Source organism: Streptomyces flavofungini, from assembly GCF_014650815.1.
In the GTDB taxonomy this organism is placed as follows: Bacteria; Actinomycetota; Actinomycetes; order Streptomycetales; family Streptomycetaceae; genus Streptomyces; species Streptomyces flavofungini.
The window spans coordinates 160,636-183,589 of sequence record NZ_BMVR01000001.1; the positions used below are offsets into that span (position 1 = coordinate 160,636).

Below are 22,954 nucleotides of genomic sequence, written 5' to 3' on the forward strand. Positions count from 1 at the left end.
GGATCCCGGCCGTCCCCGGCGGCCCAACCACGGGGCAGGCGCAAGGAGTTCGTATGATGCGCCCATGGCAAGCACGGGGGAACTGGTCGCCGGCCGCTACCGCATCGAGGCGCGGCTCGGCCGCGGCGGCATGGGCACCGTGTGGCGCGCCCGGGACGAACTCCTCGGGCGGGCCGTCGCGGTCAAGGAACTGCACGTCGACGACGCGCTGACGCCCGAGGACGCGCAGCGCCAGCAGGAGCGGACGCTGCACGAGGCCCGGTCGGTGGCGCAGGTGAAGCACCCGGGCATCCTCGTGCTGCACGACGTGGTGCGGTACGAGGAGCGGCCCTGGCTGGTGATGGAGCTGGTCGACGGCTGGTCGCTCGCCGACCGGATCGCGGTCGAGGGGCCGCTGCCGCCCGCGGCGGCGGGCCGGATCGGCCTCGCGCTCCTCGCCGCGCTGCGGGCCGCGCACACGGCGGGGGTGCTGCACCGCGACCTGAAGCCCGCGAACGTGCTCCTGGAGGCGGAGACCGGCCGCGTCGTCCTGTCCGACTTCGGCATCGCCCAGGTCGCGGGCCAGACCAGGCTGACGCAGACCGGGGCGTTCGTGGGCTCCCCCGAGTACACCGCCCCGGAACGCATGTCCGGCCAACGCTCCGGCCCTCCGTCCGACCTGTGGTCCCTGGGCGCCCTCCTGTGCGCAGCCGTGGCAGGCGAGTCCCCCTTCCACCGCGACTCGGTGGCCGAAGTGCTCCACGCGGTGGTCCTGGACGACATCACCCTCCCCGAGGCCCTGGGCCCCCTCCTCCCCACCGCCCGCGGCCTCCTCGACCGCGACCCGGAACACCGCCTCACCACCACCACAGCGGAACAGTCCCTCCGGACGGCCCTGAACGAGTCGGCAACGCCCACGCCCGAGCCAACCTCCGCCGAGGGCACCCCACTTGCCCCCCAGCCCGGGGGCGACTGGTCCGCCCAGAGGGCGGAACGGGCGGGCGCGGGCGGACCCCGCGTCGCCGGGCACCCTGTTCCCCGCACCCCGGTCCCGGTCACCAAACCCGATACGCCCACCGCGCCGACCCGCCGCTCACGCACCGCCGTCGCCCTCGGCACCGCGGCCGCCGTCCTGGCCACCGGCGGCATAGCCACCGCGGCCTGGCTCCTCACGTCGAACGGCAACGACGGGGACGGACACGGCAGGCGGACAGCAGAGGCCGCCGACGAGAAGACCCTGAAGCCGTCCGGCAAGAACCCCCCGCCCGGCTCCGGCGAGTCGGCGGACGCCGACGGCGGACACGGCGACGACGCCGACGCGAAGTCACCTCCGCCCAAGTCCCCCAAGTCCCCCGACGCGGCCAAGGACAACGCCCCCGCGGGCTACCGCACGGTCCCCGACCCCGCGGGCTTCACCCTCACCGTCCCCGACGGCTTCACCCGCTCCTCGGAACCGCCCCGCGTCTACTACTACTCCGCCGCGAAGAGGTTCCGCATCGGCGTCCACCCCCAGCCGAAGACCCCCGCCGGCCCCTTGGCGGTGATGCACAAGGCCCACCGGGAAGGCCCCGCGCGCTACCCCGGCTACCGCGGCGGCTCCGTCACCCGCACCACCCACAACGGCAGCCCCGCGGCCCTGTGGACCTTCACCTGGAACGGCGCCGACGACGACGGGGGTCCCCGCGTCACGTACGACCTGAGCTGGAACGAGAACGGCAGGATGCACGACGTGTGGGTCTCTTCGCCCGCGGCGAACCGGGCGCTGGGCAAGCAGTACTTCGACCAGGCACTGGCGTCCTTCACACCGGCCCACTAGCACGCGAGCGGACGCATCGGCCCGCCCTCAGACCGCCGGGAGGACGGCCGCACACGGGGACATACGAACAGGGGAGCAGTTGTTCCCTGGAACAGGTGGTCGTTGCCGCAGGGATTGCGTGCGGTGCGTGTGATTGACGATGCTTACGGTGCGCAAGCGACGGGCTGCAGACCGTAGTTGGCGCGGTCCCATTCGTACACGCACCACCATGTCCCAAGGAGAAGCGCCACCATGAACCTGCTCACCGACATCCTCGCCGGCGTCGTCCACTTCGTCGGCTGGCTGGTCTGACGGCCGCGTAGCCGACAGCGGTAACGAGCCGCGGCGCCGCCTCCCCTCGTCCCACGGGGAGGCGGCGCCGCCATGTCCGGCCCACGCGGGGCTCGGGGTTCAGCGCGTCGTACCGCCCGCGCGCTCCGGATAGAACGCGCGCGGCGCGCCCCGCGCGTCCCGCGCCTTCACAAGCAGCCCCGCCGGGTACTCGATCAGCCAGTAGCTCGCCGTGCCCGCGCCGACCGCCACCGCGACGACGATCAACGTCCCGGCGGCGAAGCCGAGTTGACCGCCCGGCAGCACCCCCCGCTGGTCCAGTTCCAGCAGCACCGGCTCGTGCCAGATGTAGAGGCTGTAGCTGATGAGGCCGACGCCGGTCACCCAGCGGGCCCGCAGCAGCCCGTGCCACCGCACGCGGCGGCCGTCGCGCTCGCGCAGGTGCAGGGTCGCGAAGAGCAGCACGAACCACAGCAGCGCGGCCAGCGGGTGGTAGTAGGTGTGCGGGACGTTCTCCGGGTCCGCGGTGTACGACAGCGCGTACAGACCGCCGAGGGCGGCGAGCGCCAGCGGCGTCGTGACCCGCGCGTCCACCCGGCCCCGCTCCCCCAGCGCCACGAGCAGCACGGCGAGCGCCATGCCCGCCGCGAAGCCGCCGAAGCGGGCCTGCGGGCCGAAGTACACGGGCCAGTTCGTGTACGGCACGTCCAGGACGTGGTGCGCGACCGCGATCCACAGCACCGGCGCCACGAACAGCGCCCCGCAGCCCGACAGGCACAGCGCCACCCGGGCCCGGCGCGTGGCCAGGCGGCGGCAGGCCCGGATCGCGAGCGGCCCGAGGGCCACCAGGGCCAGGTAGAAGGCGACTTCGAGGGAGAGCGACCAGGTGGGGCCGAGGGTGTAGAAGATCCGGTCGCGGTCGAAGACGTGCGTGAAGGTGAGATGGCCGAGCAGGTCGCGCCAGTCGCCGGGCAGCGTCGGATTGCGGCTCGACCAGACGACGAGGACCGCCAGGAAGTACAGCGGCAGGATGCGGACGGCCCGCCGGAAGAGGAAGTCCCGGCCGGACCGCACCCCGCTCCCCCGCGCCGTGGGGCCGTCGATGGCGGCCCGCGCGTACGACAGCGTCAGCAGGTACGCCGACATCACGAAGAACAGGTCGATGACCTCCAAGGAGATCAGCGCGCCGAGGTAGGGGTTGTCGACCGGCGGGTGCGCCCCGGCGGCGTCGTACGTGTAGTACTGCTGCCACACGTGGAAGACGACGGTGCTCAGGGCGGCGAGGCCGCGCAGGCCCTGGAGTTCGACGGCGCGGGCGCGGGCGGGCTTGTCCGTACGGGGCTCGGGGACGGGCTCGGCGGGGAGCGGGGGCTCCTTGGTGAGCGTGACCGAAGGGGTCGCGGTGGACGTGCTCATGAGGCCTCCGCGTCCGCCGTCGCGGCGCGCGGCGTGACCCGCCACTGCCGCTCCCCCAGCGCCTCCTTCAGATGCGCCTGCCGGGCCACGAGATTCTTGAAGTGGGTGTAGAAGACCGTGGTGACGAGGAGATAGCGCCAGAACCAGGCCTTCCTGCGGCGCAGTTCGGGCACCGCGAGCCGCCACGCGAAGGCGGCCTGCACCACCCCGGCGGACAGCGTGAGAGCCGCGGCGAGCAGGCACACCGGCACCGCCCAGTCGAGCTTGTCCGCGCCGCCCGCCCGCCACGCCGCGTGCAGCAGCACCGGCAGGATCTGCAGGGTCAGCCAGGGCTGCGCCTCGCGCCACCCCAACAGCACCCACAGGCCCGTCTTCTGACGGGGTGTGAACCGCTCCGACCGCAGGGCCGCGCGCAGATGCCGCAGCGACACCTGGAGCCAGCCCTGCGCCCAGCGCGAGCGCTGGTTCCACAGCGGCCGCAGCGTCGTCGGGGCCAGTTCGCGCGAGATGAGGGTGCGGTCCATGGCGATGCGGGCGCCCGCGCCGAGGGCCCGGAGGGTGGAGTCGATGTCCTCGGTGAGCATGGAGCCGTGCATCCGGGTGCGGGCGAGGACATCGGTGCGCCAGAAGCCGTTGGAGCCGCCGAACACCCCGAAGCCGTACAGGCGGGTGCGGCCCGGGTGGCTCACGGCGTAGATGGCCTCGAACTCGACGGCGACCATCCGCGCCACCCACGAACTGTCGCCGTTGCGGACCACGCAGTGCCCCTGGACGACGTCGTAGCCGTTCGACAGCCAGTCCCAGGCGTGCCGGAACGCGTCCGGCGCCGGGTGGTGGTCGGCGTCGAAGACGCCCACGAACTCGCCGCGCACCCGCGTCACGGCCGCGTTCAGGTTCTGCGCCTTGGACGTGGAGCCCGCGACGGGCAGCAGCACGAGCCGCGGATCGCGGCGCGCCACCTCGCGCAGGGTGTCCTCGACGGGCAGCGGGTGCGGGGTGTTGTAGGCGAGGACGATCTCCAACTCGCCCGGGTACTCCAGGCGCAGGAAGGACTCGACGGTGTCGACGATCGTCGCCGCCTCGTTCGGCAGGTACGCCGCGACGACCGCGCTCGCGGGCGGGTACGGCTGCGCGGCGGCGGCCGGACGCGGCGGCGCGTCGAGCGCGAACAGGCACTCCAGGACGATGAGCAGCGCCGACGCCACGAGCCCCGCGACCACGACCCAGTAGGCGTACGCGGCCACGTCCCAGCCGAGTCGGTCGTACGCCTGCTGGTACAGGAGAAACGGTACGCCGACGCCGAGGAGCAGCATCAGGACGGGCGAGAGGAGCGGGGTGAGCGCGGAGCGCAGGGCGGCGAGGCCCACGCGGGCGCGGGCGTGCCGGGGCCCGTCCTGCGCCCTCGCCCGCATCCACGGCTCCCAGCGCACCGGCCGCAGATCACGGTGGCGCAGGGCCTCGTCGGTGGCCTCGCGGGCGGCCGCCTCGTGGCCGCCCGCGTCCTCGTACGCGGTGAGCGGGGTGAAGCCGATCGCCGGGGTGAGCCGGACGTTCTCGTCCGCGACGACGAACCGGGTGCCCGCGACCGACGCCGCGAACGCCGCGAGGTCCTGCCGGGCGCTCTCCTCGTCCACGCCGGGCATCAGGACCAGCAGATGCCCGTCGTCGTCCCAGCCCAGCCGGTCGCAGACGCTCCCCAGGCCGCCCCGGGCTCCCGCCCCCGCCCTGGCGGGGGCGGTGCCGCCCGCGACCTGCGCGAGCCGCTCGGCGACCTCCCGGTGCACGCGCGGCCCGAGCCGCTTCTCCAGGGCGGGCATCTCGGCGACCCCGACGACGGCGAGGACACCGCCGCGCCGCGCGGCCGCCGGGCGGCGCAGCTCGCGGTCGAGCTCGTCCATGAAGTGCGGCCCGGAGTAGAGCCCCGTCCGCGGATCGCGCAGGAGCTGCTCCACCGGTACGGGGACGCGGTGCAGCTTCGCCGCGATGCGCGCCGACAGTTCGACGGGCGCGCAGCCGCTCGGCAGGCAGTCGTCGGCGCCCCGCCGCAGCAGGTCGGCGACCGCGGCGGGCTCGCGCGCCGCCGCGCCCACCAGGACCAGCGGCAGCACCTGCCCGGCCGGCTGCGACCGCACCTCCGTGATGACGTCGCCCCCGCAGCGCCGCCCGCCGGGACCGTCGTCGAGCGCGACGATGGCGTCCGGCGGGGTCTGGCGTATGTGCGGGTGTATGGCGCCGGGGACGGTGTGGTCGACCTCGTAGCCGCTCGACTCCAGGGTGCGGGTGAGCTGTTCGCGGCCGGGGCCCGGGGCGGCGACGGCGAGGATACGGCCGGGGGCATGGGGGAGTGGGGCGGTGGATAAGTTGGTGGTGCCCGAGGGCGTGGCCGGTGTGGGGGCGGTAGGGGTTGAGGTCGGAGTGGATCCGGATGAAGAGTGCGAAGTGAGCAAAGTGTGTGGTCCCATCCTGTTTCGGATTGTGGGGGGAGGACCGGTTGAGTCGACCGGAGCACGGGCGGCGGACTGCCGCCCACCGGCTACCGGGTGTTGACTTGTCGATCGCCGAACGGCCCCGCACACCAGGGACAAACGGCCACTTCAGCCTCAACGATCACTGTGACACCGCACCTTCGGCGGCGTAACGCTCTCATTAAGTCGCCGTGCACACACCGAGGAGTACGACCCGTGGATTCCGAGCCCCTCTTCCCCGCCCTGACCACGCCGGGCCCCGCCCCCGCCGTGACCTTCGGCGACCGCGCCCTGACCTACGCCGACCTGGCCGCCACCACGACCGCCCTCGCCGCCCGCCTCACCGCGGCGGGCGCGACCCGCGTGGCCGTCTGGGCCACGCCCACCCTGGAGACGGCGGTGGCCGTGGTGGCGGCTCTGCGGGCCGGGGTGCCCGCGGTGCCGCTGAACCCGAAGTCGGGGGCGGCGGAGCTGGGCCACATCGTGGCGGACAGCGCGCCGTCGCTGGTGCTCGCGGGGGCGGGGGACGGGTTGCCGGGGGTTCTTGAGGGTGTGGGGCGGCTGGATGTGGAGGTCCCTGCGGGCGGCGCGGGCGGGGGCTCGGCGGGCGTGGACGGCGCGGGCTCGGCGGGCGCGGGCTCGGCGGACGCGGGCTCGGCGGGCGCGGGCTCGGCGGACGCGGACGCCGCGGGCGCTGCCGCCGCCCCGGTCCTGGACCCCTCCTCCCCCGCCCTCATCGTCTACACCTCCGGCACCACCGGCCCCCCGAAGGGCGCCGTCCTGTCCCGCCGGGCGATCTCCACCACCCTGGACGCCCTGGAGGACGCCTGGCAGTGGACCGACGCCGACGTCCTCGTGCACGGCCTGCCCCTCTTCCACGTGCACGGCCTGATCCTCGGCGTCCTCGGCCCGCTGCGGCGCGGCGGCTCGGTGCGGCACCTGGGCAGGTTCAGCACCGAGGGTGTGGCCCGGGAGCTGGCCGCCGGGGGGACCATGCTGTTCGGGGTGCCGACGATGTACCACCGGATCGCCGAGGCGCTGCCCGCCGAGCCGGAGCTGGTGAAGGCCCTGTCCGGGGCGCGACTCCTCGTCTCGGGCTCGGCGGCGCTGCCCGTCCACGACCACGAGCGCATCGCGTCCGCGACGGGGCGGCGGGTCGTCGAGCGGTACGGCATGACGGAGACGCTGATGAACACCAGCGTCCGCGCGGACGGCGAACCGCGCGCGGGCACCGTCGGCGTACCGCTGCCCGGCGTCGAACTCCGCCTCGTCGACGAGGCCGAGGCCGAGATCCCGCTTGCCGCGGGGCCCGAGGCGGTCGGCGAGATCCAGGTCCGCGGCCCGAACCTCTTCACCTCCTACCTCAACCGGCCCGACGCGACCGAGGCCGCCTTCGCCTCCGGCGGCTGGTTCCGCACCGGGGACATGGCGGTGCGGGACGCCGACGGGTACGTGCGCATCGTCGGGCGCAAGGCCACCGACCTCATCAAGAGCGGGGGCTACAAGATCGGCGCCGGTGAGATCGAGAACGCGCTCCTGGAACACCCCGCCGTCCGCGAGGCCGCCGTCACCGGGGAGCCCGACCCCGACCTCGGCGAGCGTGTCGTCGCCTGGATCGCCCCCGCCGACCCCGCCCTTCCCCCGACCCTCGACGACCTGGCGACCCACGTCGCCGCCCGCCTCGCGCCCCACAAGCGGCCGCGGGTCCTGCACCTCGTGGACGCGCTGCCGCGCAATGACATGGGGAAGATCCTCAAGCGGGCGCTGGGGAAGGGCTGAGGCCGGGGGCCCTGCGGGGCTTTCCCCCGTCCCGCCCCTTCCCGAAACCGGGGGCTGCCGCCCCCTGGGCCCCCGCTTGTCGACGCTCCGCGCCTCGTCCTCAAACTCCCCCAAGCTCTCAAGGAGCAGGGGGACCCCCACGACGGGCTAGAGACAGCCCCTCCGGCGTTTGAGGAGCGGGGTCCGGGGCGGCGCCCCGGTTTCGGAGAAGGGGCGGGACCGGAGCCCCCGCGAGGGCTACCGCACCCCCACCCCCCGCACCACCTCCTGCGACACCGACCCGCCCCGGTCGTCCCGCACCGACGCCCGGAAGGAGATCGCCTCCGCGGCGCCGGGGACCTTCAGCTTGCCCGTCCAGGCGGGCGAGCGGCCGTCCCGGGACAGGCGGACGTCCTGCCAGGACTTGCCGTCGTCGTAGGAGACCGAGAGGGCCGCGGCCCCGATGCGCCCCGTGCCGACGGCGCCCTGAACATACTCGGCGGAGATGCCGACCGGCACGGTCCGCCCGCCCCGGACGTCGCCGGACAGGTCCGTGGGGACGTCGAAGCCGAGGTTCAGCAACGGCAGGAACGTCTTGCGGTCGTCGGGCGTGCGGGCCGAGCGAAAGGTCCACTCGGAGTGGGCCTTGGTGGCGAGGCGCCAGCGGGCGGGGTCCATGGTGGTGTCGGTGACGAGCTTGTAGGGGCGCTCCTCGGGGGCCGCGCCCGTGACGTAGACGCCGGAGCTGGTGCGGCGGTCGACCAGTGTGCCGTCGGCGTAGACGGCGGTGGTCTGGGTCAGGGAGTCGTCGTTCCAGACGTCGCCGAAGCCGGTGTGGTCGGGGCCGGAATCGCCCCAGCCGGGGGCGTTGAAGTCCAGGTTGTCGCCGCTGCGTTGCTGGCCCCAGCCGAGGCCGGTGCCGAGCCAGGGGTGCCAGACCGGCTTGAACCAGTCGCGGGGGGTGCGCTTGCCGGGGCGGTAGTCGACCAGGCCGCTGCGCTGTTCCACGGCGTCGGGGCCGTAGTGCAGGGACTCGTGCCAGTGGCGGCCCTTGCCCGCGGCGACGTAGTCGGTGCGGGTGGCGGGGTAGGAGATCCGCTCGGGAAAGCCCAGGCCGATCTCGAACGTGTCGGTGAGGGAGTAGCGGAACTCGCCGCCCGGCTCGGTGCGGCGGGTGGGGGCGTGGAACTTGGTGGGGATCACGGCCAGTTCGCGTGCCGAAGGGCTGTACGTCAGGTCGCGGGACGGAATCGCGCCCTCGTGGCCGTCCTCCAGGTCGTACACGTACGGGGTGTAGGGGGTCGACTCGGACTCCACCGAGCGGCCCCGCCGCGCCGCGTCCCGCAGCTTCGCGCCGTCCGCCGCGTTCACCGTCGCGATCCGCAGCGGCCGGTCCGCGTTGTCGTCCGTGCCGAACCAGGCGTTCAGCCGGCCGGGCACGTCGTCCGTCACGAACAGCGCCTTCGCGCCCGCGTCCTGCGCGGCCTGCGCGAGCTGCGAGGGGGTCAGTTGGCCGGTCCCGCCCTTGCGGGTCACCACAACTGCCTTGCCCCGTACGTTCTTTCCCTCGTACGCGGACGGCGAGCCGTCACCCGCGTCGACCAGTTTCAGGCGCGAGCGGCCCGTGCCCAGGGTGGAGCCGGGCTGCGCCACGGCCTCGCCGATGCCCTCGACGTCCAGGAGCGGCTTGCCGAGGCGCCACACCGTGCGGTACTCGAAGCGCCCCTCGGCCACCTTCGCCGTCGGCGCCGCGAACACGCTGTCGTACTTCACCGGCACCTGCACGGCGCCCTGGTAGGCGGAGCCGTTCGCCGTGCGGTCGTACTCCATGACGAGTTGGCGGGTCTCGGCACTGCGCGGCACCTTGGCTTTGATCTCGCGCAACGTGCGGGCGTCCAGGGTTATCTCACGGTCTCTGTTCAGGGTGATCTCGGGGGCCGCCAGGAAGCCGAGGCCCAGGGAGTCCTCGCCGTGTGCGCCGCGTACGTCCAGGAACGAGGACAGGGCGTACGTCGCGGGCTTCAGGCGGAGCTTCAGCTCGCCGGACTCCCCTACCGTCGCCGGGTACGGGTCCGCGCCCTTCGTCAGCGGCTGGACCACCAGGTCCGCGGGCGTCGCGGCGCCGTCGCGGTCCTTGACCTTGACGGTGAGCGTGTACCGCTCCTCCTCCTTGACCAGGCCGAACGCCGTCCGGGCGACCTCCTTGCCGGCCGCGCTCGCCACGACCGCGCCGCTGGTGGCACCGACGGGGGCCTTCGCTCCGTCGCCGGTCACGGTCGTGGACTCCGTGCCGTGCGCGGGGACGGTGAGCTTCGTGTCGGCGAGGGTGACCACGCCGTCGGCGGCGCCGCGCGTCGCCAGTGTCAACTCCACGGGTGCGGCGGACGAGTTGGTGTAGGTCACCGTCCTCGACACCGGCTTGTCGTCCTCGTACGGCCAGCGGTGGAAGCCGAAGTCGGCGCCGCCCGTCGCGGTGACCTTCGCGCCGATCGCCGACGGCACGTCCACCCGTCCGGCGCCCAGCTCGTACACGGACGCGTCCAGCGCCCGGGAGCTGGACATCAGGGCGTCCTTGAGCTGCTGTCCGGTCCAGTCGGGGTGCTGCTCGGCGAGCAGCGCGGCGACGCCCGCGATGTGCGGGGTCGCCATCGACGTACCGCTCATGGAGGTGTAGTAGCCCTCCCCGGCGGTGAGTTGGGAGCGGGCCGCGAGGATGTCGACGCCGGGGGCGGACAGGTCGGGCTTGAGGGCGTTGTCGCCGAAGCGGGGGCCCTGGCTGGTGAAGTACGCGGCCTCATCGGCGGAGTCGACGGCGCCGACGGTCAGCGCGGAGTCGGCCGCGCCGGGCGAGCCGATCGACTGGGGCGCGCCGGTGTTGCCCGCCGCGATCACGAAGAGCGCGCCGGTGTCCTTGGTGAGGGTGTTGACGGCGGTGGCCATCGGGTCGGTGCCGTCGCTGGCCTCGGTCGAACCGAGGCTCATGGACACGATCTTGGCGTCCACGTCCTTCGCGGCCCACTCCATGCCCGCGATGATCTCCGACTCGCTGCCGAAGCCCTCGTCGCTGAGCACCTTGCCGACGGCGAGGTCCGCGCCGGGCGCGACCCCCTTCTCCTTGCCGTCGGACGCGGCGCCGCTGCCGCCCACCGTGGCGGTGACATGGGTGCCGTGGCCGCCGCGGTCGGCGACCTCCTGGCCCGGGATGAAGCTCTTCGTCGCGCCGATCCGGTCCTTCAGGTCGGGGTGCGTGAGGTCGGCGCCGGTGTCGAGGACGGCGACCTGCACGCCCTTCCCGGTGAGCCCGGCCTCCCAGGCCTCGGGCGTACCGATCTGGGCGTTGCTCTCGGCCATGTCCGCCTCGACACGGCCGTCGAGCCAGATCTTCGCGATGCCTCCGCCGAAGTGACCACCGCTCCCCTGCACGGCCGCGCCGTCCCCGGCTGCCGCCCCGCCCTTCCCGGAGGTGAGGGCCCGCCAGAAGGCCGTGCCCCGCGCCGCCTTGAGCGCGGTCCCGCGCACACTCGGCAGCGAGCGCACCTTGTCCGTACCCCGCGGGGCACGCGCGTTCCGCGCCGTCCGCGCCGTGTCGTACGTGACGATCACCGGCGTCGTCGCCTTCGCGCCGCCCCGGCCCACGCCCTGCCGCAGCAGCTCCGTCACGTCGAACAGCCGCTTGTCCAGGGCGCCCGCGCGCAGATGAGGCCGCGCCTCGTCCGGTACGACGGTGACGTGCCCGTCGACCACGGAGGTGCGGACGGCCCCGCTCGCACCGGGCGGCCGCTCCACCGTGACGGTCTGCCTGCCCCCGCCGAGGGAGGTGACGGTGACCTCGTCGCCGGTGATGAGGGTGACGGTCCTCGGGCCCGCGGACTTCCCCGCGCCACGCGGCTGTTGGGCCGTGGCGTCGGCCACCTGGGCGGCGGCCGCAGGGGTGGCGGTGGCGGTCGCCGCGAGGCCGGACGGGAGCAGGGCCAGGGCGAGTCCGGCGGGCAGGATTCTGAGACGGGCGCCGCGGGCTCTGCCACGGTCTCTGGGGGCGCTTCGGGGTCTCGGCATCAAGGCGACCTCTCTTCGTCGGCTCCGGGTGGGGGGTGGCCCGGGTGCTGCGAAGAAGTGTCAGCCGCGTGGTGTTGCGGGAGAGTTGCCGGGGACTGGCGGGAAGCTGCCAGGGCGGCTTCCCGCCAGGTCGGCGGGTCGGCAAGAATGTCGGCGAACGAGCAGCGAGCGAGTGGCGAACCAGCGGCGAGCGAGCGGCGAACGGGCACACACCGGTTTTCTACGGGGGCGACATGGACGGTCTGGTGCAGTTCACGACGGAAGGCGGCGCGCACGTGGTGCTCGCCGACGTCGACGACGACGGCTCGGGCGCCCGCCTGGTGTCGCGCGGCGAAGGACCCGCCCTCGCCGCCCGCACCTTCGAGGCCTCCCTGGGGCCGGTGCGCACCGCCGCCGAGTCGGCCCTGCGGGTGTTCCGCGACGGCGACCTCGCGCCGGACTCCGTGGAGATCGAGTTCGGCGTACGGATGACGGCGGAGGCGGGGGCGGTGATCGTCAAGGGGTCCGGGGAGGGGCATCTGCTGGTGCGGCTCTCGTGGTCGCCGGAGGGGCGTTCGGATGGCTCGGGGAACTCGGGGAACTCTGGGAACGCCGCACCCGAGGCCCGGGGGAACTCTGGGAACGCCGCACCCGAGGCCCGGGGGAACTCAGGGCCCACCGCACCCGAGGCCCGGGGGAACTCAGGGCCCACCGCACCCGAGGCCCGGGGGAACTCAGGGAACGCGGCCTCGAACGGAGAGCCCACGCCCGCCTCATGAGCAGTACGGCCTGGCACGCCCGGGTGGAGTGCGGACGCGAGACCGGCGCCGGGTTCCTCGTGTCGGAGCGGCACGTGCTGACCTGCGCGCACGTCGTGCGGGACAGCGCCGCGGCCGGGGTCGCCGTCTCCTTCCCGCACCGCAGGGAACTCGGCGCGGTCGCGGCCGTCGTCGGCGCGCACGGCGGCTGGAGCGGCCGCGACGACCACTCCGGTGACCTCGCCGTCCTCGAACTCGACCGGGCCGTGCCCATTCCGCCCGCCGGTTTCGCCGCCCCCGACGACGCCTACCTGGAGCCCCGCCCGCGGCTGGTCGCCTACGGCTTCCCGCGCGGGTACGCCGAGGGCACCATCGCCGAGTACCGCGCCACCGCCGCCCAGCTGATCGCCGACGAATGGGTGCAGCTGGAGGCCTGGAGCGCGCACGGCCAGCCCCTCGCGCCCGGTTTCAGCGGCGCCGCCGTGACCCTCGCCGACAGCGGGCTCGTCGTCGGCATGGTGTCGGCGGTGGCCGGGGCGGCCGGGGTCCGCAACGGGCGGATGCTGCCCGCGCCGGTCATGGCCCGCTACTGGCCGCGCCTCGCCGAGCTGATCCCCGTCCCCGGCCGGGGCCGCACGGCCCGGCACCGGCTGCGCGCCCTCGTGGCGGACGCCGAGAAGGCGGGTCCGGCGGCGGGGCGGTCGGCGGCGGCCGCGTGGGCGCCGGAACGGCTCTACCTCGACGCGGTCGGGCCCCTGGGTCCGCCGGTGCCGCCGGGCGGGTTCACGTCGCTGTGGTCGGCGGCCTGGTACGTGCTCTCGGAGGTGGACGTGCCGGGGGCGGTGGAGCGGTTCGCGGACCGGCTTGCGGGGCTGGCGGCGGGGGGCGGGGCCGAGGCCGGGGAGTCGGGGGAGGCGGGGGGCGGGGCCGAGTTACCGGACTCCCGGGAGGTGGGCGCGTACGCGTTACGGGACGCGGCCCGCGGACGAGACGGGCGCACCCCCGAAGTGCCGGGCGCGGCAGCGGCACCGGAGCCCCCGTCAGCGCGGCACCGGCCCGGACGCGCCCCCTCCCCCTGGTCCCCCATCCTCGTCGAACTCGCCCGCAGCGGCGCCGGTGACGACCAGGTCCTCGTCGAGGTGTCCGCGTGCCGCGACGGGCACCGGCACCCGGTGGGCGCGCGCACGCTGGCCAAGGGCCGGGTACGGCCGTACGTCCAGGAGCTCATCGACGAGGCCTTCGGCCAACTCGCGCCGGACGCCGAGGAGCTGATCACCTTCGTACTGCCCCGGGAGTGGCTGAACGAGCCCGTGGCCCGCTGGGAGCGCAGCGCCGACGACCCGACGCCCCTCGGCTGCTCGTACCCCCTGGTGGTGACCGACCGGGCGCGTCGCGCGGGCGGCCTGCGCCACCAGCTCACGCGCACGTGGGAGCGGCTCGACGGCAAGTCCACGACGGTCGTGCACCGGGTCGGGTGCACCGACGGGGAACAGCCCAACAAGCTGCGCTTCCGGCTGCGGAGCGGGGACGTGGACCTCGCGGGGTTCGCCTCGCCGCCCAAGGCGGCGCGGGTGAAGCAGCATTTCGAGGTGTCGCTGAACGCGCCCGCGCCGGTGTTGCTGTGGGCGCGGGTGGGGTGCGAGCACGAGGGCAGGGGGACTGCCGCAGGGACCGGGGGCGGCGGGGACACCGGACCCGCCGACCGCACCACCGCGGCCGCGCCGGACGCCGACGGCACCGCGGCCGCACCCCCGTGCCCCGGCGCCGCCTTCCTCGACCAGCTCGCCGCCCACCTCTCCCTGCTCCCGCCCGCCGAACTCCCCCGCCACGTCCTGGCGTTGCGCGAGAGCGCCGACGCCGCCGACGAACCCGAGCTGCACTGGGCCCGGGACATCCAGCTCCTGTGGGACGACCCGCGCTGCTTCCCGGACGCGGCGGCCGCCCCGCTGCACTCCCCCGTCACCTGACCGTCCCGTACCGAGGAAAGAGTCCGCATGTCCCTGTGGCCCGTGTACACCGGCACGAGCGAGCCGCACGACGGCATCACGCGGCTGCCCCCGCCGCCGCCGTGGCGCGCCTTCGACGGCGGCCCCGTCCTCGACGCCCCGCGCGCGGACCGCTCCGCGACCTCCCCCGACCGCGCGCACCGCGCCCGCACCTACCGCGCCACCGACGAGTGCGTCCAACTCGTCAACGCCGCCCTGTACCTGCGCCGCCCCCTGCTCGTCACCGGCCCGCCCGGCAGCGGCAAGTCGAGCCTCGTCTACGCGGTCGCCCGCGAGCTGGGGCTCGGCCCCGTGCTGCGCTGGAACATCACCAGCCGCAGCACGCTGCACGACGGCCTGTACCAGTACGATCCGCTGTCCCGCCTGTACGCGGCGGGCCGCGCCGCGGCCGACAGCGCCGGGGGCGGCGGCGACTCCGGTCCCGCCGGCGGCGCCCCGGCGCCCGACGCCCCGCCGGCCGCCGACCCCGCCACCACCCCGCCGCCGCCCGACCGTACCGGCATCGAGGACCACCTCCGCCTCGGCCCCCTCGGCACCGCCCTGCTCCCCTACGCCCACCCCCGCGCCCTGCTCATCGACGAGATCGACAAGAGCGACCTGGACCTGCCGAACGACCTCCTGAACGTCCTGGAGGAGGGCCAGTACGAGATCCCGGAGCTGGCGCGCGTCGCCCGGCACACGCCGACCGCGTCGTTGCCCGCCGACGGCTCGGACGACCCCGTCACCGTGGCGAAGGGCCGGGTGCGCTGCCGCGCGTTCCCGTTCGTGGTGCTCACCAGCAACGGCGAACGCGAGTTCCCGCCCGCCTTCCTGCGCCGCTGCGTCACCCTGCGCCTGCGCCGCCCGCACGGCGAGCACCTGGAGGAGATCGTCCGCGCCCACCTGGGCGAACCGGACGTGCACGCCCGCGAGTTGATCGACCGCTTCGTGGCCCGCGGCAGCGGCGGCGAGCTGGCCACCGACCAGCTCCTCAACGCCATCTACCTCACCGGCGCGGCCGGACTGGAGGCCACGTCCCGGGACGAGCTGGCACGGCTGCTCATGCCGTACTTGAGCGAGGGCGCGGAGCACGCGCCGGACGAGGGGTCCGATGCGGGGTTCTGACGCGGCGGGGGGTGCGGGCGGGGCCCCGGACCCGGACGGCTCCGGGCGCGCGGGCGCTCCGGGGGCCGAGGACGGCCGGGGGCGCGCGGGTTCCCCGGGTACCGAGGGCGCCCCGGCGGTCGAGCGCGCCCCGGTCCCCGCCCGCGCCTCCGCCGTCGCCGGGCTCGCCGCCGTCCTCACCGGCGCGGCGGGCGGCGGCGACGGCCCGTCCGCCGCCGAACTCGCCGAACTCCTGTGGCTGGCCCGGCACCTGCGCCCGGAGCCGGGCCCCGGGGCCCCGGACGGGGAGACGGGCAGCGGCACGGCGTCGCAGCCGTGGGCGCGCGGCGGCGCGGGCGCGGGCGGCTCCGCTGCGGCGGCCCCCACCGACCCCGCTCGACCGGACGCGGCCCCACCGGACTCGGCGAACCCGACGGACCCGAAGGACCCCGCCTCCCCCCACCCCGGCCGCACGCCCCCGACCACTCGTCCCGCTCCACCCGCCGACTCCCGCATCCCCCTGCACCTCCCCGCCGGACCCCACCGCCCAGGCACCCCCGGGGACACCTCGGCCGAAACCCAGGCACCCCCAACTCCCCACACCCGCGCGGCAGTCGACGGCACCGCCCTCCACGTGCCCGTACCGCCGATGATCGCCCACCCGCTGGCCCTGCAGCGCGCCCTGCGCCCCCTCGGGCGCCGCGTGCCCGCGCCCGTCGGGCGGGTCCTGGACGAGGAGGCGACCGCGCACCGCATCGCCGCGCTCGGCGCGCACCCGCGCGGCTGGCTGCCGGTGCTGCGCCCGGCGGAGGAGCGCTGGCTGCGGCTCTGCCTGGTGTACGACGACGGGCCGACGATGCCCGTGTGGCGGCCGCTGGTGCGCGAACTGCACGCGGCCCTCGTACAGTCGGGCCTCTTCCGCACCGTGGAACTGCACCGGGCGGCGCCCGACGGCACGGTACCGGCCCGCGCCGCCGCCGCGCCCGCAGCGGGCCGCACCGTCGTCCTCCTGGTCAGCGACTGCATGGGCCCCCAGTGGCGGGAGGGCCGGGCCGGGCGCCGCTGGTACCGGACGCTGCGCCACTGGGCCTCGCGGCTGCCGCTGGCCGTGCTCCAGCCGCTGCCCGAACGCCTCTGGTCCACGACCGCGCTGCCCGCGGCCCCGGGCCTGCTCGCCGCCCCGCACGCCGCCGCGCCCTCCGCGACGTACACCTTCGACCCCTTCGACCCCTACGCCGCCGAGCCGTCCGCCGTCCACCCGGACGCCCTGCCCGTGCCCGTCCTCGACGCGTCCCCGCGCTGGCTGGCGAACTGGTCGTCACTCGTCGCCGACGTGGGCGGGCGCCGACTGCCCGGCTCGGTGGGGTGGCTGGCACCCCGTCCGGCGGCGGCGCTCGGTCCGGACGGGGTGGAGCGCGAGGACGTCACGCTCCTCTCCCCGCAGGACCTCGTCCTGCGTTTCCGCTCGACCGCGTCACCGGAGGCGTTCCGCCTGGCCGGACATCTGGCGGTGGGCGAGCCCCGGCTGCCGGTCATGCGGCTCGTCCAGGCGGCGGTGGAACGGCGCCCCCGCGCCCAGCACCTCGCGGAGGTCATCCTCAGCGGCATGCTCACGGGCACGCCCGACGGGCCACCCGGGTCGTACGCGTTCCGGGACGGGGTGCGCGAGGTGCTGCTCGGGACGGTGCCGAGGTCGGCGCGGGGGCGGACGCGGCAACTCCTCGCCCGGGTGGGGGCGTTGATCGACGAGCGGGCGGGGGTGGCGCCCGGGGAGCTGCGGGCGGTGGCGCAGGGGGTCGGGCGGAGCGCGGGGGCGGTGGCGGTCGAGGGGGAGCCGTTCGCGACGGTGCGTGCGGAGAGTGTGCGGCAGTTGGCGGGGGTGGGGGGGCCGGAGGGCGAGGAGGGGGTCGCGGGGCTGATCGGGGGGCGGTACCGGGTGACGGAGCGGCTCCGGGGGCGCGGTCCCGACCTGCTCGCGCAGGACACCTGGCAGGGCGACCGCACCGTGGTCGTGGCGCGCTACCGCGACGCGTCGCGGGACGCGCTCCGACGCTTCGAACCGCTGTGCCGCGCCCTGCGCGGCCTCAGCCACCCGAACGTGGCCGCCCTGCGGGACGACGGCACGCTGCGCGGGGTGCCGCACCTGATCCTGGAGCACCACGACGGGGAGACCCTGCGCGCCGCGCTCGAACGGCACCGGCACGGACTGCCCGCCCGCCAACTCATCGATGTGGTCCGGCAGTTGGCGGAGGCCGTGCTGGAGCTGCACATACACGGGATCGCCCACGGCAGGCTGTCGACCCGCCGCGTCGTCCTCGCCGACCACGGCCCCGTCCTCTACGGCTTCGACCTGATCGCCTGCGACGACACGAGCCGCGCGGCCGACCTCCGCGACCTCGGCCGCGTCGTGCACCTCCTGCACACCGGCACCTGGATGACCTTGCCCGAACAGCTCACGATCCCGCTCGACGAAGCGCAGGTACTACCGGAGCGCCTGGCGGACGAACTCCGCCAAGCAATGCGGGAGTTGGTGTCGGAGGACGCGGCACTCCAGGTCGCCGGTGCCGAGCGGCTCGCCCGCCTCGCCCCGCGCGAGGAGCACCCGCGCCGCTACGACCTGCTCGGCCCGCTCCGCATCACGCGCGACGGCCACCCCCTGGCCGTCGGCTCTCCCCAGGAGCAGGCCGTGCTCTGCATGCTGCTGCTCCGCGAGGGCGGGACCCTGCACGGCGACGAGCTGGCGGCCGGGCTGTGGAAACCCCCCGTCCGCCCCGACGCCACCCGCCTGGTGCGGACGTACGCGTCCCGCCTGCGCAACGCCCTCGGCCCGCGCTCCGTGGAACGTCACGGTGACGGCTACGCCCTGCCGGTCTCCCCCGACGACGTCGACATCGTGCGCTGCCGGAGACTGGCCGCCGACGCCGAGGAGGCCCGCGCCGCCGGGAACTACGCCCGCGCCCGCACGCTGGTCACGTCCGCCCTCCTGCTGTGGCGCGGCGACCCCCTGCCCGGCGTTCCCGGCCCGGCGGCGCGGGACACCCGCGCACGGCTGCGCCTGCTGCGCACGGCACTGCTCCGCACGCGCGCCGAACTCGATCTGGCAGCAGGTGAGTCGAGCCGGGCCACCGACGATCTCCGGGGCGCGCTCCAGGAGTTCCCCCACGACGAGGACCTCCACCGCCTCCACCTCGTGGCGCTCCAGCGCCAGGGCCGCATAGACGAGGCGATCTCCGCGTACGAGGAGTACCGCACCCGGCATCTGGCGGAACTCGGCGCCGAGCCCCCCGCCGTACTGCGGGAACTCCGCCAGGAGCTGGGCGGCCTGCGCGCGGCGGACGCGGCGGCGGGGACCGCCACCACCCTCGCCTTCTCCTTCACCGCCCGCCCCGGCTGGCAGGCGGACACCCTGATGAAGCTCAGCCGGACCGTCGCCCGGCTGCTCGGGCAGGGCGGCGCCGCGCCGGAGCAGTTCGAGCTGCTGCCCCGCGAGCGCGGCTGGGACGTGCAGGTCTCCGCCGAGGTGCCGCGCGCCCTGCTGCTCACCACGATCCTGCGCGAACTGCCCTTCATCGTGGGCGCGTACCCCGGCCTGGGGCTGCTCGTCACCGTCGGCGGCACCCCGAACCCGGCGGAGCCGCCGCCCGCCGACACCTCTGCCGGGCCGGACGCGGCGGTCGTCGTGATCCCGGGCGACGTCCACGACGAGCTGTACCGCGACGGCCGGGCGGACCTGACGCGCTTCGGGCCGGTGCCGGGATCGACCGCCTGGGTCTGCCGGATCGAGCCCGTCGCGGCCCGCCCCACCGGCGCGTTCCCCTCCCTCCGCGACACCCTCGACCAGGCCGACACGATCATCCTCGGCTTCGACGGCACCCTCACCCGGCTCTACGCCCCCGGCAAGGCCCGCGAGGCGACGCTCCGGCTGCTCGGCCTCGTCGTGGAGCGGCGCGACCCGGAGGCGGCGCTCGGCGGTGAGCCGGTGCCGCGCGTCGGGGGCGGCAGCGAGTACGTCCACCCGCTGGACGTCCTGCGCGCCTTCGCCGCCGAACGCCCCCTCGCCGCCGACCTCGCCGACGAGTTGGACCGCGTCGAGCGGCAGGCCGTGTTCAGCGCGAAGCCGGTGCCGCACGCCGCCGTACTCGTCCGGCTCCTCGCGGACGGCACCGGCTCCGGGCCCGGCTCGCGCCCCCGTACCCGCCCCCGCGCCGTGTGTCTGGTCACCGACACGGCCGCGCGCGCCGTGACCACGTACCTCACCGACCACGGGATCGACATCCCGCCGGAGCGCGTCCACTGCCGCACCGGCGACCTCACCCGGCTCCTCCCCGACCCGGCGGGCCTGCGCCGTGTGCTCGCCCGGCCCGGCACCTCCGCCGCGCGCTGCCTGATGATCGGGGCGACCGTCGCGGAGGCGACCGCCGCCGGAGCCCTGGACGTCCCGTTCATCGGGTACGCGCCCGGCGACCGCGCCCGGGAGCACCTGCTCGCCGCCGGGGCCCGGCACACGGTGGGCGCCCTCTCCGCGATCGTCGACGCCGTCCGCGGGACCTGATCGGCCGTCAGGCCTCCGGTGAGCGCGCGTCGTAGCGCAGAAAGGCCCGCCAGCGTCCCGCGAGCAAGGTCACGGCGAGGACGCACGCGACGCCGCCGCCGACGATCGCCGCCCGGGGCGAGACCGCCTCGCCGACCGCCCCGGCCAGGAAGTCGCCGAGCCGCGGCCCGCCCGCGACGACCACGATGAACACGCCCTGCAGCCGTCCGCGCATCGCGTCCGGCGTGGCCGCCTGCAGCATCGTGTTGCGGAACACCATGGAGATCATGTCCGAGCAGCCGGCGACCGCGAGGAAGAAGACGCCGAGCCACAGGTTCCGGGTGAGGCCGAACACCGCGATCGCCGTGCCCCAGGCCGCCACCGACACCACGATCATCAGGCCGTGCCGGCGGATGCGGCCCTGCCAGCCCGAGAACACCCCGCCGAGCAGCGCGCCCACCGCGGGCGCCGCCGCGAGCAGGCCCGCCGTCTTCGCGTCGCCGCCGTACCAGACCACGGCGATCGCCGGGAACAGTGACCGGGGATGCGCCAGGACCATCGCGCACAGGTCGGTGAAGAAGGTCATGCGGAGGTTGGGGCGGGTGGCGAGGAAGCGCAGGCCGTCCCGGACGGAGGCACGCTGCCGCTTGCCGCCGCCGTCCGCCTCGGCACCGCCCCCGTCACCGGCCTCGGCCCCTCCGCCCCTCGCCGTCTCTTCCGTCCCTTCCGTCCCCGGGCGCATCGCGGGCAGCCGCCACATCGCGTACAGCGCCGCCGTGAACGCCACCGCGTCGATGAGGTACGCCGACTGATAGCCCCACAGGCCCACGAGGAGGCCGCCGAGCATCGGGCCGACGGTGATGCCCGTCGTCATCGTGAGGGAGTTCAGGGCGTTCGCGGCCGGGAGCTGCTCGGCGGGGAGCAGGCGCGGGATCATCGACGCGCGGGCCGGGGCGTTCAGCGCGGCGCACACCGCCTGCAGCGCGACGATGCCGTACAGGAACCACACGTGCTCGTAGTCGAGCAGCGCCCCGCCCGCCAGCGCGACCGACAGGGCACACAGCCCCACCGCCGAGTACAGGCCGACCTTGCGGCGGTCCACGGTGTCGGCGACCGCGCCGCCGTACAGGCCGAAGACCACCAGCGGTACGAGGGTGAAGAGCCCGACCAGGCCGACGGCGAAGCTGGAGCGGGTGATGTCGTACACCTGGAGCGACACGGCGAGCGACGTCATGGCCTGGCCGACCCAGGAGATGGTGTTGCCGACCCAGAGCCGCCGGTAGTCGACGGAGGTGCGGAGCGGGGTCAGATCGGCGAATATGCGCCGCTTGGGAGCGGGGTCGGGGCCGGGTCCTGAGCCGGGGCCGGGGTGCGGGTCGCGGCGCGGGCCGGGAACATCCGCGTGGTCCCCGGCGCCCGGGACCACATCGACGGATATGAGAGGTTCGCCCTGCCCGGCCCGGTCGTCAGGCGCGTCTTCCGCGGATGCTCGTGTCACACGGGATGCTAACCGGCCCACCGGTGTCCCCCTCAACGCCTTTTCGACGCGGGCGGCCGTACCGCGGACCGCACCCTCCCCGACCAGGACGGAACCCGCCCTGGACCACGGCGGCCCGGATCCGGTGGGGAATCACCCGCCCGGCGGCACCCCGCCCGGCGCATCCCAGCGCGCGCCCCGCCCCGGGCCGCCGCACGATGCGAGACAGGACCGCCGTCCGGCGGTCCGCACGGTCTGCGCTCTCGGGAGGATCTGCCATGACCGTCAGCCTGGAACAGCTCCGTCGCTGCCATATCGCCGTCGACCTGGGGGCCGCGCGGACCCGCGTGTACGTGAAGGGCGCGGGCCTCGTCGTCGACGAGCCGAGCGCCGCCGCCGTCAACACCCGCACCGGCGCGCTGATCGCGGTGGGCCAGTTCGCGGAGCAGATGACGGGACGTACGCCCGGATACATCCGCGTCGTACGGCCCGTGTCCGGCGGCACCGTCGTCGACATCGAGATGTGCCAGCGGATGCTGCGGCACCTGCTCGGCGAGAAGCTGCGCCGCACGCTGCGCCGCAAGCCCCGGCTGCGGGCCGCCGCGTGCACGCCGCACGACGCGGACCCGCTGGCGCAGCGGGCGGCGGTCGAGACGATGGTCGGCCTGGGCGCGCGCCGCGTCGAGCTGGTGGACACCCTCATCGCGGCCGCGGTGGGCTGCGGGCTGCCCGTGGAGCGCCCGGAAGCCACCATGATCCTGGTGTGCGGCGCCGCCACGACGCAGGTCGCCGTGCTCTCCCTCGGCTCGATCGTGACGGCCGAGCGGATCCCCGTCGGCGGTGAGGCCATCGACCACGCGATCGTGCAGCACCTGCGCCACCAGCACGAGTTGATGCTGCCCTCGCAGTCGGTACGCCCCCTGCAGCTCGCCCTCAGCGGCAACGGCCTGACCGCGCACGGCCCGGAGTCCACCGAGATCCACGGCCGCGATGTGGCGACGGGCCTCGCCCGCTCGGTGCAGGTGGAGACCGCCGCCGTCCGCGACGCCATCCACACCCCCCTCACCGCCGTCCTCGACGGCATCGGCAAGGTCCTCCGCGACTGCCCGCCCGACCTGGTCGCCGACCTCGCCGACCGCGGCATCATGATGGTCGGCGGCAGCGCCCTGCTCCCCGGCCTCGACCAGATGCTCGTCAACGCGACCGGCATGCCCGTACGCATCGCGGAACGCCCCGACGTGTGCGCGGTCCTCGGCCTCGGTGCGATGCTCGAAGGCAAGATCCAACCACTGGTCCTCGACCCGCTGGCGGGGTGACCGGCGTCGGCTCGGGCGGGGGTGACCGGCTCGCGCCGGAGGGC

The 22,954-nt window shown here is 75.3% G+C and carries 11 protein-coding genes; 7 read left to right on the plus strand and 4 right to left on the minus strand.

The window, feature by feature from the left end:
* The first annotated feature begins 64 nt into the window (after nt 1–64).
* Entirely contained in the window at nt 65–1,795 is a 1,731-nt protein-coding gene (locus IE274_RS00720) for a serine/threonine-protein kinase (protein ID WP_190113558.1), read from the plus strand.
* Nucleotides 1,796–2,185: 390 nt separating this feature from the next.
* Here the strand turns inward: IE274_RS00720 and IE274_RS00725 are convergent, their stop codons facing one another.
* Entirely contained in the window at nt 2,186–3,481 is a 1,296-nt protein-coding gene (locus IE274_RS00725) for an acyltransferase family protein (RefSeq protein ID WP_190113559.1), read from the minus strand.
* The gene (locus IE274_RS00730; protein WP_229909065.1) at nt 3,478–5,943 is read right to left on the minus strand and encodes a glycosyltransferase; all 2,466 of its coding nucleotides are present in this window, start codon (nt 5,941–5,943) and stop codon (nt 3,478–3,480) included. Before IE274_RS00730 ends, IE274_RS00725 begins: the two co-directional genes overlap by 4 nt.
* Nucleotides 5,944–6,162: 219 nt before the next feature.
* Between IE274_RS00730 and IE274_RS00735 the strand changes: the two genes are divergently transcribed.
* A complete protein-coding gene (locus IE274_RS00735) occupies nt 6,163–7,725 on the plus strand; it encodes an acyl-CoA synthetase (RefSeq protein ID WP_190113560.1) in 1,563 nt (520 codons plus the stop codon).
* Nucleotides 7,726–7,962: 237 nt separating this feature from the next.
* Here IE274_RS00735 and IE274_RS00740 read toward each other — a convergent pair whose 3' ends face one another.
* Nucleotides 7,963–11,760 carry a S8 family serine peptidase gene (locus IE274_RS00740; RefSeq protein ID WP_190113561.1) on the minus strand — a complete coding sequence of 1,266 codons (3,798 nt, stop codon included), beginning with the start codon at nt 11,758–11,760 and terminating at the stop codon, nt 7,963–7,965.
* Between the two features lie 233 nt (nt 11,761–11,993).
* Here IE274_RS00740 and IE274_RS39195 point away from each other — a divergent pair, with 233 nt between their 5' ends.
* The 4 genes from IE274_RS39195 to IE274_RS00760 are packed head-to-tail and all read left to right on the plus strand — an operon-like array spanning nt 11,994 to nt 20,138.
* A complete protein-coding gene (locus IE274_RS39195; RefSeq protein ID WP_229909066.1) occupies nt 11,994–12,518 on the plus strand; it encodes a CU044_2847 family protein in 525 nt (174 codons plus the stop codon).
* Nucleotides 12,515–14,464, plus strand: a complete 1,950-nt coding sequence (locus tag IE274_RS00750; RefSeq protein WP_190113562.1) for a VMAP-C domain-containing protein — start codon at nt 12,515–12,517, stop codon at nt 14,462–14,464. Before IE274_RS39195 ends, IE274_RS00750 begins: the two co-directional genes overlap by 4 nt.
* Nucleotides 14,465–14,491: 27 nt before the next feature.
* Entirely contained in the window at nt 14,492–15,607 is a 1,116-nt protein-coding gene (locus IE274_RS00755) for an AAA family ATPase (protein ID WP_190113563.1), read from the plus strand.
* A complete protein-coding gene (locus IE274_RS00760) occupies nt 15,594–20,138 on the plus strand; it encodes an SAV_2336 N-terminal domain-related protein (protein WP_190113564.1) in 4,545 nt (1,514 codons plus the stop codon). The genes IE274_RS00755 and IE274_RS00760 overlap by 14 nt, the downstream gene beginning before the upstream one ends.
* Nucleotides 20,139–20,145: 7 nt before the next feature.
* Here the strand turns inward: IE274_RS00760 and IE274_RS00765 are convergent, their stop codons facing one another.
* Nucleotides 20,146–21,555: an MFS transporter gene (locus tag IE274_RS00765; protein WP_372447231.1), complete on the minus strand. Its 1,410-nt coding sequence runs from the start codon at nt 21,553–21,555 to the stop codon at nt 20,146–20,148.
* 317 nt (nt 21,556–21,872) lie between these two features.
* Between IE274_RS00765 and IE274_RS00770 the strand changes: the two genes are divergently transcribed.
* Nucleotides 21,873–22,910, plus strand: coding sequence for a rod shape-determining protein (locus IE274_RS00770; protein WP_190113566.1), 1,038 nt, complete (start codon nt 21,873–21,875; stop codon nt 22,908–22,910).
* Nucleotides 22,911–22,954: the final 44 nt, after the last annotated feature.